Source organism: Pseudomonas sp. DC1.2 (assembly GCF_034351645.1).
In the GTDB taxonomy this organism is placed as follows: domain Bacteria; phylum Pseudomonadota; class Gammaproteobacteria; order Pseudomonadales; family Pseudomonadaceae; genus Aquipseudomonas.
Genome location: NZ_CP133782.1, coordinates 2,153,607 through 2,166,544, shown reverse-complemented (window position 1 = coordinate 2,166,544; position 12,938 = coordinate 2,153,607). Strand labels below are relative to the sequence as shown.

At 59.4% G+C, this 12,938-nt stretch carries 8 protein-coding genes and 1 pseudogene; 4 read left to right on the top strand and 5 right to left on the bottom strand.

The genetic code is table 11. From position 1 onward, the window contains the following. Together RHM68_RS26670 and RHM68_RS26665 are read left to right on the top strand one after the other, a co-directional pair. Positions 1-783 (top strand): annotated as a pseudogene (locus tag RHM68_RS26670) (MCP four helix bundle domain-containing protein); the annotation flags it as partial. Further along, complete coding sequence (locus tag RHM68_RS26665; RefSeq protein WP_416195243.1) at positions 778-1,641, top strand: methyl-accepting chemotaxis protein; 864 nt, start codon at positions 778-780, stop codon at positions 1,639-1,641. The pseudogene RHM68_RS26670 and the gene RHM68_RS26665, both read left to right, overlap by 6 nt. Before the next feature lie 42 nt (positions 1,642-1,683). Here RHM68_RS26665 and RHM68_RS09800 read toward each other — a convergent pair whose 3' ends face one another. From RHM68_RS09800 to RHM68_RS09780, 5 genes are all read right to left on the bottom strand, one after another. Next, a complete protein-coding gene (locus RHM68_RS09800; RefSeq protein ID WP_322222374.1) occupies positions 1,684-2,433 on the bottom strand; it encodes a 3-oxoacyl-ACP reductase family protein in 750 nt (249 codons plus the stop codon). Between the two features lie 281 nt (positions 2,434-2,714). Further along, positions 2,715-4,058 carry an HdeD family acid-resistance protein gene (locus tag RHM68_RS09795; protein ID WP_322222372.1) on the bottom strand — a complete coding sequence of 448 codons (1,344 nt, stop codon included), beginning with the start codon at positions 4,056-4,058 and terminating at the stop codon, positions 2,715-2,717. 157 nt (positions 4,059-4,215) lie between these two features. Then, positions 4,216-7,884 carry a translocation/assembly module TamB domain-containing protein gene (locus tag RHM68_RS09790; protein ID WP_322222370.1) on the bottom strand — a complete coding sequence of 1,223 codons (3,669 nt, stop codon included), beginning with the start codon at positions 7,882-7,884 and terminating at the stop codon, positions 4,216-4,218. After that, positions 7,881-9,608 (bottom strand): autotransporter assembly complex family protein, encoded by a 1,728-nt coding sequence (locus RHM68_RS09785; protein ID WP_322222368.1) that lies wholly within the window; start codon positions 9,606-9,608, stop codon positions 7,881-7,883. The genes RHM68_RS09790 and RHM68_RS09785 overlap by 4 nt, the downstream gene beginning before the upstream one ends. Positions 9,609-9,673: 65 nt before the next feature. Continuing rightward, positions 9,674-10,324, bottom strand: a complete 651-nt coding sequence (locus RHM68_RS09780; protein WP_322222366.1) for a GNAT family N-acetyltransferase — start codon at positions 10,322-10,324, stop codon at positions 9,674-9,676. A gap of 290 nt (positions 10,325-10,614) precedes the next feature. Between RHM68_RS09780 and xthA the strand changes: the two genes are divergently transcribed. Together xthA and RHM68_RS09770 are read left to right on the top strand one after the other, a co-directional pair. Then, complete coding sequence (gene xthA / locus RHM68_RS09775) at positions 10,615-11,427, top strand: exodeoxyribonuclease III (RefSeq protein WP_322222364.1); 813 nt, start codon at positions 10,615-10,617, stop codon at positions 11,425-11,427. 130 nt (positions 11,428-11,557) lie between these two features. Continuing rightward, a complete protein-coding gene (locus RHM68_RS09770) occupies positions 11,558-12,898 on the top strand; it encodes a phosphate ABC transporter substrate-binding/OmpA family protein (protein ID WP_322222362.1) in 1,341 nt (446 codons plus the stop codon). Positions 12,899-12,938: the final 40 nt, after the last annotated feature.

Genomic DNA, 12,938 nt, shown 5'->3' with positions numbered 1-12,938 from the left:
ATGAATATTTTGAGCCGCTCTAAATTCTCGACAAAACTGCTGGCTGCATTTGTTTTCTGCGCGCTGATTACCCTCCTGGTGGGCGCTGGCGGCATATTGGGCATCAATAAATTGTCCGCAGCGCTGGCCCTGACCTTCTCCAACAACCTGGTTTCGGTGGCCAAGACGGCAGAAACCCTGACCAGCCTGACCGCACACAACCGCGGCCTATACCGTCTGCTGGATGCACACACAGAGTCGGTGGCAGACGCCGAAAATCAGCGTCTGCGCGACGCACTGGTCAACGACTTGAACGCCGCAAAAAAAGCCTATTCGACCTACCGAGCCACGCTGCTTGAAGACGATGAACGCGCCGCGGGCGACAAGCTTGACCTGCTCTGGCCTAGCTACGACAGCACCGCGCAGCAAGTCATTGAACGGATAAACGCCAAAGACCTTGAACAAGCACGCGTCATCCTCAACGGCACTAACAACATCGCCTTCCGTGAAGCGCGGAGCTTGCTGCGGGTGATGATCGAATCCAACAACCGACAAATAAGCGAAGGCGCCATCGCCGCAGGGGAGTTGCGGAGTAGCGCCACGATATCGCTGCTGGGTGGCATCATTGCGGCGTTCATCACGGCCATTGCCTTGGGCATCCTCATCACCCGGATGATCACTCGCCCCCTGGCGGTCGCCGTATCGTATGCGCAAGAGATCGCCGGTGGTGACCTCACTCGCCAGATCAGCGGCAACAGCCATGACGAGGCTGGCCAGTTACTCAATGCCCTCTCAGACATGCAGGGCGGCCTGAAGCGCACCATCACTCAAATCGCGGACGCCTCGGACCAATTGGCCTCGGCCGCCGAAGAGCTGTCAGCCGTCACCGAAGAAAGCACGCGTGGGCTGACCCGTCAGAACGATGAAATCCAGCAGGCAGCCACAGCGGTCAACGAGATGACGGCGGCGGTTGAAGAAGTGGCGCGTAACGCTGTCACCACCTCACAAGCGTCGAGCAGCGCCAGCACCGACGCGATTAACGGTCAATCTCAAGTCAAGCAGACCGTAAATGGCATCAGCAATATGGTGGCCGAGATCAATGGCTCCAATGCCGCGGTGAGCGAACTGGCCGGCAATGTGCGAGAAATCAGCAAGGTGCTGGAAGTGATTCGCAGCATCGCTGAACAGACCAACCTGCTGGCCTTGAACGCCGCCATCGAAGCAGCCCGTGCGGGCGAGCAAGGTCGTGGTTTTGCCGTAGTGGCCGACGAAGTCCGCGCCCTCGCCCATCGAACTCAAGCGTCCACGGTGGAAATCGAAGGCATGATCGCAACGGTGCAGCGCGGCGCAGACGGGGCCGTCGCCGCCATGGGCAAAAGCCTGGCACTGGCCACTCAAACTCAGGGTTTGGCGGAACATGCCGGTTCGGCGCTGGAGAAGATCACCGCAGGGGTATCGACGATCAACGAGCGCAATATGGTGATTGCATCGGCCTCCGAGGAACAGGCCCAAGTCGCCCGTGAGGTGGACCGTAACCTGACGAACATTCAGGACCTTTCGACCCAAAGCGCCGCGGGCGCCAATCAGACCGCGGCCTCGAGCCAGGAGCTGTCGCGCCTGGCGGGGTCGTTCAACACCTTGGTCGCCCAGTTCAAGCTGTGACGGGCATTCTGCGGACGTGTCTGCACGGCGTTAACGGAATGTTCAGACGGAAAAACCGCCGTCAATGGTTAGGCTCGCACCGGTGATAAAGCCTGCCTCGGGGCCGGCGAGGTAGGCCACAAAACTGGCGATCTCATGATCTTTACCGTACCGACCCAATGCCATCAATGCTGTCAACTGGCTGGCAAATTCACCTTCGGCAGGGTTCATGTCGGTATCAACGGGACCTGGCTGAACGTTGTTCACCGTGATACCGCGTGGCCCCAGGTCACGCGCCAAACCTTTGGTCAAACCGACGATGGCTGATTTGCTCAGGGCATAGATCGCGCCTCCGGCCACGGGGACCCGGTCGGCATTGACACTGCCGATGTTGATAATGCGGCCGCCATCCGTCATATGCCGTGCCGCCTCTTGGCTGGCGACAAATACGCTGCGGACATTAATCGCCACTGACCGGTCAAAATCTTCCAGCGTCATGTCCTCAAGCGGGCCCCAGACCAGAACGCCTGCGTTGTTGACCAGAATATCCAGAGCACCAAAATGATCCGTCGCCTGGCGTATGGCTGCCTGCAAAGCGTGCGCATCCGCACTGTCGGCGCGAATAGCAATGGCTTTGCCCCCGGCAGAGACAATGCCCTGCACGGTTTTTTCGGCTTTTTCCAAAGAAGAGAGGTAGGTAAAGGCAACGGCGGCGCCTTCATCAACTAGCCGCTGGACAATGGCCGCCCCAATACCACGAGAGCCGCCCTGCACAAATGCAACCTTGCCTTCAAGAGAACGCGCGCTTTTCATGTATTACTCACTGATTTAGTTTGCCCACAAGGGGGCTGCGTGGCCGGTTAGAGCGCGGATTGAAACGCTTAGCCGCAGAACATTAACCGGCACTCAATTGGCCAGTGCCGATTGCGCACGCTTGTTTTGTATCACAGTCAATCAATGACGCTTTGAGATCTGTCTCAAGACAGTTCAGCGGCGCCAGGCGCTCGAACCACAGACGGTCCGCACGATGCTCCCGTTTATGGGCCTCTTCACGGTGGGTTCGCCACCCGCCCTGCACCAGAAACGCATCTGTGTCAGGGCTTGTCTGCCGGAGGCTTCGCGGGTTCTTGACGGGGCGGTTGATCCGAGCGCAGCGCCTGCCCCTTTAAAGCAGCCGAGGCATAGCGGCAGGCTCGTTTAACACCCGCGTACACGCTGTACCAGCCCGCCGGTTTGGGCTCGATAGCGGCATTCAAGGCGCGTGCATAGTCGAGTAGCAGTCCTGGGGTCCAGGCCATGGCCTCTGCGCGTTTACGCAGTTGGGCCGCCACCCAAAACTCTGGACTCATGACCACCCGGAAAAAATCCATCATGCTCGAATGGCCACGGTTCATGGCGCCCTCAAGCGCCGCCTCCAGGCAACGCGCTACCGCACTTGAACAATTTCGGCTGGTCAGGTTGTACGTGGTGTCCTGCCGATAATCGCGCCAAAACTCCCTCAGCCGCTCACTGTCGTAACGTCCAAAGCGCACCTGCACCGAAGACTCGCACCACTCGGCAACCTCGCCGACATAGCTGGGCAGGAACCGGCCGACCACATTGTTGTTCGGTGTGGCCCGCAACAGCCGCACGAAGTCTCCCGCCGAATGATCAATATCCACTTCGGGGTAATGGCTGACGTAGATCTCAGGCGCACACTCCAGCGCGGCATGACCGGCCGAGACGACGCCGTTGATATCAACAGCAGCGATGTAGCGGTTGAGCAGTGGATTGCTCACCAAACTGTTGTCAGCCGTACCGCTGGGCGTCCAGACGTGGATCACCAACGGAGCGGCGCACGTTTGTACTGTTGAGAGCGGGTAAACGCCGCATGCCGTCGCTTTCGAACGTCGCCCTTTCAATCGAAACGATTGCCGCAGCAAAACACACCCTGAGAGGAAAATACTCATACCGATGCAGTACGGCACGGTTCCAGCGTAGAGCGTGGGGTACGGTTCGAGAATAAACACGGCAAAGGTTATTTCAAATAACCCCGTCAGCAATGAGAGTGGCCAACCGGCAAAGCGCACCACCACGGCGGCCGCAAGACGAAAGCAACCGTCGGCAAAAAAGGCCACACCAAAAAGCACTGCCAGAATCAGACTCGCCACGTGATGTGAATCGACAATCAACAGACCCAGGACCAGGAACCCAACCCCTCGTGCCTTGCGCAGGGCTGACGCGGTGTCTGTTTGCGGTGCCGGCACGACCAAAATGATCACAGCTTCGGCCAGCAACAGGTAGCCGAATACATGCAATGGGAAATAGGTAACACCGTCCAGCGCATCAATGAAAATCGCTACGCCTGCTATCGCCCAGACAACCCCCACCAACGCGAGGGTCGACCAACGCCGACGGACGAAATCGTGACCGAGCAAGATCATACTCAAGCGGACCATATGACCCCTTCATGGGCAGTGGGGACGGGCGCCATAAGAGCGACCGCTGAACCCCGCAGAGTCTAATACATCCCGAGACTGTCGGACGCTGCGCGAGCAGTGCCCGGTGGACTCGACCGCCGGCCTAGGCAACGCAAAATCATTGAGGGCACAGGCGCTAGAAGTCACGCTTGTAGAAAATATCCAGAGAGCTGGCCACGCCACTCGCGACTTCGAGGTAGACCTTCTTGCTCAGCTTATAGCGCAAAGCAAGGGTGTTGGCCGGCTCGAACACACCGACGCCGTAACGCAGGCTGAGTTTCTCGGAGATATTGCCGCTGGCGACCACGGCCGTGGTGGTGCCGCTGCCCTGGGTGTCCAGCTGGAAGTCCTGAATGCCCAAATCCTTGGCCAAGCCGCTGGTAACTCCAGAACTGCCCATCAACCCCAGGCCAAGCGCCGCCTGGGCGAGCATGTTGTTGTCTTCACCGTTGCTACTCAAGGGACGTCCGAGTACCAGATAGGACAACGCCTGCTCCTGACTCATGGCCGGCTCCGAGAAAATTTCCGTGGTCGGTTGCTCGGCGCTGCCGCTCAGGCGAATACCGGCCGTCACGTCGTCCGTCTGGCGTACCGCTTCGATGTCGAGGTAAGGCTGATCGAGGGGGCCGGCAAACAACAAACGTGCCCGACGTACTGTCAGGCGCTGGCCATAAGCACTGTAGCGACCGTCGTTGAGCCACAGCTCGCCCCGAGTGTCCAGGTTGTCGCCGATGTGTACCTGGCCTTGCAGATTCGCGGTCAGGCCGAACCCGGCGAAGCTGAGCGTGTCTTGGCCAACCACCACATCAATGTCCATTTTCATGGCCATCGGCGGTTTGCCTTGTTCTGTCTGCTGGCCAACGATCACTGTGTCGTCAGAGACTTTGACCGTCGACGGTGGCAATTCGCGCACGGTGATTTCACCCTTCGGCACCCACACTTTGCCGGCGATGGACAGTTCGTCACCTTTCATCGAAATTTTCAGGTCCGGCGCCACTTCCAGTTTGGCGTAAGGTTCGACAGTCACCGGCAGTTGCGTGCCTTTAAGCGCCAGATCCACAACCAGTGCCTGCCCCCAGGCGATGTTGCCGTTGAGGCTGCCCTGCCCGGTCTTGCCGCTTTTCCAGCCGCCGTTCAGTTGCACGGTTTCGCCCGCAATCAACGCTTGAAGCTGCAAAGCCTGAAAGTCCATCGGCAGCTCAGCACCGGAAATCTCGCCGTCGCTGAGCAGCAGATTGCCATTGACCAGTGGCGCCAGCAGTCCACCGGACAACGTGCCGCTGCCATTCAAACGCCCGCTGAGTTTCTCCACCATCGGTACAAACGGCCGCGCCACTGAGAGGTCCAGGCCATTAAGGCGGAACGAGCCGGTCAGCGGTTTATTCTTCGGCAACGGGTTGATCTGCGCCTGCACCATCAACTCCCCGAGCTTGTCGCCGACGAAGTTCAATTCGGTGTCGATGCGTTTAGGCGTGAGCTTGCTGGTGAGTTTCAGGGTCTGGTAGGGGAAATCCAGCCACTGATCTTTCTCTTTCATGCGCAGGGTGCCGCCGCTGGCATCAATGCTGATCTGGCCGTTCGGACCGCTGGCTGGCACGTCCAGTTGCAGGTCAGCATTGAGCTTGCCCTGCCAGGCGAAATCCTTCGGCAGCCACTGGCCCAAACTGTCGATGGGGAACTGTTTGAGGTGATACCGCAACTTCGGCTCAGGCATCAGGCGCTGGTCCTGGCCGCACAAACTGGCCGGGCCGGACATCCAGCAATGGGCGCCGAAATTGATTTTGCCGTCCGCCAGCCGTTCAAGTTTCGCCGGACCTTGCAGCTTCCAGTCCTGGCCGCCAGCCTGGATATCGCCGCTGGCCAGTTGCCCGCGCCAGTTGCCTTTGTCCAATGCACCATCCAGTCCAAGCGCCAGTTTGAGCATGGGCCCTTGCAGGTCGAGGGCGAGTTTCTGATGCCTGATATCGCCTTGACCACTAACGGTCAGGGCGCCCAGGGAAGTATCGCCAGCCTGAATGCCGCTGCCCTTGAGATCGATATTCGCCCGCTGGGCACCGTCGAGGGTCGCGTCCAGATTGAGACTTTGCAGGCGATTGTCTTCGAAGAACAGTTGCGAGCCTTGCAGCCCAAGCTTGCCTTGCGGGGCTTTGAGCGTGCCGGCGACATCGACCCGGCCATTGAGCTGACCGCGCAGTTGCGGCCACAGCTGGGCCAGGCGCGGCAGCTTGATGTCGAGCTGCCCGGCAAGGGTCTGTTGCAGGCGGCCCTTGCCGCTGATGCTGTTGTCGCCGAGACGAACTTGCAAGGCGCTGAGGTTCCATTGCTCGCCGCCGCCATCCGCCTTGGCCTGGATCACGGCGGGTTGGCCGCGCAGTTTGCCTTTCAAGTCGAGGTCGGCAGTCAGGCTAAGCTTTTCATTCTTCATCTCACCTTTGCTGCGTAACGGCCCGGCCAGCGTGCCCGGCAGTTCCGCCATCCAGTACGCCGGGTTGATTGCTGACAGGTCGAGCGCGGTGTCCCAGGCGATGCCATCGGCGAATTGCAGGTTCAGGTGGCCTTCGGCCTTGCCCTGCCCGGCTTCGAGCTGGAATTGTTGCAGGTAGATTTTCGTCAGGTCGCCACTGAACGGGCTGCTCAGGCTGAACGCCCCGGCCGGGCCATCCAGCGCGGCTTTGAAGTTACCGAGGTATTTGCCGTCGGTGTAAGAGACTTCGCCGTTGAAGCTGCGCAGCGCGACTTGCGGTTCGTCGATCAGCGGATAGAGCCGATGCCACGGGAAGTCCAGCCAGTCGATTTTTGCCTCGGCGCTGAAACCTTTGCTCCAGTCGAGGTTGCCGGTGAGTTTGAGGCTTTGTTTGTCGCTCGCGCTCAGGTCGAGCCCGGCAATCTGCGCGCCTTTGGCGTCGACCTTGCCTTGCAGCAACAGCGCGACCGGGCCTTTATCAGCCGGCAACACGGCTTTGCCGAATAACTGGTAACCGTTTTTCAGGTCGCCGTCGCCGGTGAGCTCCAGTTGATTGAGTTGCAGGGTGTCCGGTAGATCAGCGCTGGGTTTAAAGCCGTCAGCGGTGATCCGCACCTTGGCGGGCAGGTTATCCGCCAGCGGTTGCAGCTCGCCGGTCAGTTGCCCGTTCAGGTAACCACTGCTGTCGGCTTTGAGGTTCAGGGTTTTCAGCAGGTCGCCGTCAACCTTCAAGGCCAGCGCCCAAGGTGCGGGCCTCGACATTGTTAGCGTGCCTTCGGCAGTCAACGGCCAGTCGCCGCCAGGTTGCAACAGACCGTAGAGGTTCAGGCTCAGGTCATCGCGCTGCAATTGCACCGAGTCGATCTGCAACCCCTTGGCCGTCCAGTGTGCGGCCAGTTGCAGACCTTTGAGTTGTTCGCTGCCGTTGAACAGCAGGCTGCCGACTTTGACGTCGCCCAGTTCAATGGTCAGGGGCAGCTTCAAGTCAGGGAGTTTGATCGGGCCGCTGCTCGCTGCTTCAGCGCTCGGCGGGAATTGCAGGCTGACCTGATCGGCCTGCAATTGCTCGATGCACAGGGTCAGGCGCGTGAGGCACAGCGGCGACCAGGCGAAGATCACTTTATTGAGTTCAACCTCGCTGCTGCCCTGCCGCCACAGCAGATGATCGGCGCTCCATTGCCCGCCCAAACGGCCCTGAAAGTTCTCCACGGTCAAACCCGGTACAAAACCGAGCGCCCAACGGCTGCCTGCCGCCGAGCCGAGTACCGTGGTCACGGCCAAAACGATCAGCATCAACAACGCCAGCATCGTCAGCAACGTTATTTTCAAACCACGATTCACAGCTCAGGCCCCATGGAAAAGTGCAGTCGAATACCACCGTCGTCGTCCAGCGCGTGGGCCAGGTCGAGGCGAATCGGCCCTACCGGCGAGATCCAGCGCACGCCGACACCGACACCCGTTTTGAGGTTGGGCAGTTCGAGCTTGTTGAAGGAATTGCCTTGGTCAACGAAGGTCGCGACCCGCCATTTCTCGGCGACGGAGTATTGATATTCGACGCTGCCGGCGACCATGTAGCGCCCACCGATGCGGTCGCCATTGGAGTTTTCCGGGGACAGGCTTTGATAGTCGTAACCGCGCACACTCTGATCGCCACCGGCGAAGAAGCGCAGCGACGGCGGCACGGACTGATAGCCATTGGTGGCGCTGCCGCCCACCTGCACCCGAGCAAGGAAACGGTGGTTATCGAAGACCGTGGTCAACCCTTTGACCAGCGCGGTGCCGTAGACCAGATTAGTGTCCGAACCCAGCCCTTCCTTGGCCACTTTGGTTTCGAAGGTCAAGCGGTAGCCGTTGTGCGGGTCGATACGGTTATCGCTTTTGAGGTACGAATAGCTCACGCCGGGCATCAACAGCGTGCTCAGCCCCGAGTCATCGCCGAGGGTATATTCCTCGCGCTGCCACTTTAGCGACACCACCCGTTGCCAGCCACTGGGCAACTTGCTGTGCCATTCAGGGCCGAGGGTCAGCAGCTTGCTCTGGGAGTCACTGCCGGCGATGTCTTCATATTGATAGCCGGCGGCCCAGCGCAATTTGTCGGTCAAGGGCGGGTCCAGCGGCACGTCGTAAAACACCCCGACGTTCTGCCGTGGTGCCGACAGTTCGGCTTCCCAACCATAGCTGTCACCCTGCGGATTGACCCAATGCCGGGTCCAGTTGGCCTTGATCCGGGGGCCAACGTCGGTGGAGTAACCTAACCCCAGCCCCATGGTGCGCGGCTTGCGCGTATCGAGTTTAACCGCCACCGGGATCACGTCGTCCTTGGACGCCGTCGGTGCCGCGTCCACGCGCACCGCCTCGAAATAGCCACTGGATTGCAGGGCCCTATTGAGTTCGGCAATGAGTTCGGAGTCATACGGCGTGCCAGCCTTGAACGGCACCATACGTTGCAGCAGGTCCTCGTCGAACGGCGTGTCGCCCTCGAATTGAACCTTGCCCAGCGAGTAACGCGGGCCGCTGTCGTAGATCAGCTCGATGTCGGCGACGCCCGCGCGCGGGTCCACCGACAGTGTCTGACGGGTGAAACGCCCGTTGAAAAACCCGTAGCGCGAGGCCTGATTCTGGATCAGGCGCTTGGCGTCTTCGTAGTGGCCATGATTGAGCACCGCACCTGGCTTGAGCAGTTCGGGCGGCGGCACACGAAAAGCCTTAAGGGAGGCGGCAGGGCCGTCGATGCGCACGGTAACGTTACGCAGATGTACTGGCTCTCCGGGGTCAACATTCAGGGTCAGGCGCGGTGAGCTGCCACCCTTCACTTCGCTGTCGATATGCGGTTGGTAATAACCCAAGGCCTGAGCAGCCTTGCGCGCCTGCTCCTCGGCACCACGACTGAAGCGCAGCAGCGCTTCTTCATCACGATCGCCGAGGCTGCCGATATAGCCCTCTATATTGGCCTTCAGTTCATCGTTGGACGGTTTGATCCGCACATCCAATTCACTTTGCGCCAGCGCCGCACAGCTCGACAACAGCATGAGCACGCCACTGGTAAATCTTCCTGGGAACTTCATAGGCGCGAATGCTATCACGAGCTTGGGAGCGTGATAGAGCCTGAGGTGCAGGTAAAGTTCGACCGTTAAGACATTGCTGTTTGTAACACCTGCGGATTGGCGTGGAAAAATACGTGCTCGCGAATCGGCCCTACAGCCACCTCGCCGATTTCCTCATAACCCTGACGCTTATAGAAATCCAGATAGCGCGGATTCCCGGTATCTAAAATCACGCCTTGCGAATGTTCATCCACGGCGCACCAGTTGTGGACGGCTTGCAGCAACTGCTCACCATAGTGCTTGCCCTGGAACTGCGGGTGAATCCCCAGCAGTGGCAACACATGCACCGCGTCAGAAGGCACGCAGGCTGTCACGGCATCGTGGTATTCGAGGTAACGCCGAGTGCAGCGAAACCCGGTGCTCAGCACCATGCGTAACCGCCACGCCCAGCTTTCGGTGATCCCCAGACGCCGCTGCGGTGGCGCGATCAGAGCAATGCCGATCAATCGGTCGTTGACCAACAGACCGATGGCCGGTAAGTCTTGCAAAAAGTGTTGCTTGACCAGTTCACGCACGGTGGCACGAACCCGCTGTTCGTAACCGGCGCGCTCGGCCTCAAGCAGGTAGCCGAAGGTCGGTTCATGGCGGTAGGCCTGATACAACAAGGAACGCGCTTCGCGGCTGTAGCCGCTGTCGAGCAAGTGGATATCGGCGATGGCAGTCGAGGTTTCAGGCATTGCGGTAAATCTCCCCGGGGCACCGTTAAATGACGGCACTCTTCTGGTTACGAGCCTAATAGCGCTGTCACAGTTCCCTGTTGATCCGAATCAGTAGGGGCCGCACGGGCCTCTTCGTCGATTCACCGCCCGGAACACGCTCGCTCCCACAAGGTATAGACCATAACCTGCTTGCAAAGCGGCCATAGCTGAAGGCACAGGACTGACTGCCCAGCACTCATTCCCTCACCCCGCACTGGCCCGTTGCCTACATGTCAGCTAGCATCGCGCTTTTGCCAGGACTGCCGACCATGAAGATCGTCTCCTTCAACATCAACGGGCTGCGCGCTCGCCCTCATCAGTTGGCAGCGCTGATCGAAAAGCACCAGCCGGATGTCATTGGCCTCCAGGAAACCAAGGTGCATGACGACCAGTTCCCACTGGCAGAGGTTCAGGCGCTGGGCTACCACGTGTATTTCCATGGGCAGAAAGGTCACTACGGCGTCGCGCTGCTCTCGCGTCAGGAACCGCTTGCACTGCACAAAGGCTTCGCCACCGATGAAGAAGACGCTCAGCGGCGTTTCATCTGGGGCACCTTCGCCGACGAGAATGGCGTGCCGGTGACGATCATGAACGGCTATTTCCCACAGGGCGAAAGCCGCGATCACCCGACCAAATTCCCGGCCAAACAGCGCTTCTATAACGATTTGCAGCACCTGCTGGAAAGCCAGTTCAGCAATGACCAGGCGCTGGTGGTGATGGGCGACGTGAATATTTCACCGCAAGATTGCGACATCGGTATTGGCCCGGACAACATGAAACGCTGGCTGAAAACCGGCAAGTGCAGCTTCCTGCCGGAAGAGCGCGAGTGGATGGCCCGCCTCAAGAACTGGGGGTTGGTGGACAGCTTCCGACATCTGTATCCGGACGTTACCGACCGTTTCAGTTGGTTCGACTACCGTAGTCGCGGATTCGAAGATGAGCCCAAGCGTGGTCTGCGGATCGACTTGATCATGGCGTCCCACGGCTTGCTACCACGGGTGAAGGATGCGGGCGTGGATTACGAACTGCGCGGAATGGAAAAACCGTCAGACCATGCGCCGATCTGGCTTGAACTGAGCTGATCCGACTGTAAAACCTGCACAAATCAACGGTGTGAACGAGCTTGCTTGCTCACACATTGGCAGCTGTCATCTTTCGGAAATCTTACTGACTTATTCTCCCGGCACTTCCTATGTCCTTAAAGGTACCGGCATGACCCTGCGCGTATTGTTCCTGTTGATGGCCTGCATCTGGCTGCCGTTAACGGCCACCGCCAGTGACCTACCGACGCCGCAACAAGGCTCCGTGCTGCGTATCCAGGGATCAAACACCATTGGTGCAGCCTTGGGGCCGGCGCTGGTCGAAGGCCTGATGCGCGAACAAGGTCTGTTGAAGGTTCACAGCGAAGCCCCGGACACCGCTAACGAACTGCACATCGTCGGCCAAACCACCGAGGGTCGCCGCGTGGTGATCGAGGTGGCGGCCCACGGCTCCAGCACCGGATTCAGCGCACTGAAAACAGGCAATGCCGATTTAGCCGCGTCCTCGCGCCCGATCAAGGACAAGGAACTTGCAGACCTCAAAACGCTGGGCGATCTGAAGGGCCCCGGTGCCGAGCAAGTTATTGCCATCGATGGCGTGGCAATCATCCTTCACCCAAAAAATCCGCTGAATCAGCTCAATACCGAACAACTGGCCCGAATCTTCAGCGGCGAAGCCAGCACCTGGGAAGCGCTCGGCAGCCACGGCGGACCGATTCATCTTTACGCGCGCGATGATCAATCGGGCACCTACGACACCTTCAAGGAGTTGGTCCTGAGCAGTCATGGGAAAACGCTGAGCGGCGCGGCAAAACGGTTCGAGTCCAGCGAGCAATTATCCGACGCCGTCAGCCTCGATCCTCAAGGTATCGGTTTTATCGGTTTGCCCTACGTGCGACAGGCCAAAGCCGTGGCGATCATCGACGGTCAGTCGCAGGCGATGTTGCCGCTTAACAGCCTGATTGCCACGGAAGACTATCCCCTCTCTCGTCGGTTGTTCTTTTACCTGCCACCCAATGGGAATAACCCTTGGGCTCAGGCACTGGTGGCGTTCGCTCAAAGCAGCCAAGGACAGGAGATCGTCGCGGCCAGTGGTTTTATCGCCCAGACCGTACACGCCATGGCCGTCACGCCAAACGCACTGATGCCCGAGGGGTATCAGGCCTTAAGCCGTCATGCGCAGCGTTTGACGGTGAATTTTCGTTTCGAAGAAGGCAGCGCGATCCTCGATAACAAGGCCAGACAAGACCTACCCCGGGTGCTCGACTATATAAAGCAGCACGACAAAACCAATCGGGAGGTCACGCTAGTCGGGTTCGGCGACGCCAAAAGCGACCCGGCACGCGCTGATTTGCTGTCGAAGTTGCGGGCGATGGCGGTGCGGCGGGAACTGGTAAAAAGCGGCGTGGTGTTCCGCGAGATACGCGGTTTTGGCGCAGAGATGCCGGTGGCCGCCAATAGCGCGGATGAAGGTCGGATCAAAAATCGGCGGGTTGAGGTTTGGGTGTATTGAGCCAGCCGATCGTTCCCACGTGCAAAGTGAGAACGATCTA

Bases quoted from the DNA above. Each gene is read 5' to 3' on its own strand.
- RHM68_RS09795 (WP_322222372.1), bottom strand. From the start codon at position 4,058: ATGGTCCGCTTGAGTATGATCTTGCTCGGTCACGATTTCGTCCGTCGG.
- RHM68_RS09800 (WP_322222374.1), bottom strand. From the start codon at position 2,433: ATGAAAAGCGCGCGTTCTCTTGAAGGCAAGGTTGCATTTGTGCAGGGC.
- RHM68_RS09780 (WP_322222366.1), bottom strand. From the start codon at position 10,324: ATGCCTGAAACCTCGACTGCCATCGCCGATATCCACTTGCTCGACAGC.
- RHM68_RS26665 (WP_416195243.1), top strand. From the start codon at position 778: ATGCAGGGCGGCCTGAAGCGCACCATCACTCAAATCGCGGACGCCTCG.
- RHM68_RS09770 (WP_322222362.1), top strand. From the start codon at position 11,558: ATGACCCTGCGCGTATTGTTCCTGTTGATGGCCTGCATCTGGCTGCCG.
- xthA (WP_322222364.1), top strand. From the start codon at position 10,615: ATGAAGATCGTCTCCTTCAACATCAACGGGCTGCGCGCTCGCCCTCAT.
- RHM68_RS09785 (WP_322222368.1), bottom strand. From the start codon at position 9,608: ATGAAGTTCCCAGGAAGATTTACCAGTGGCGTGCTCATGCTGTTGTCG.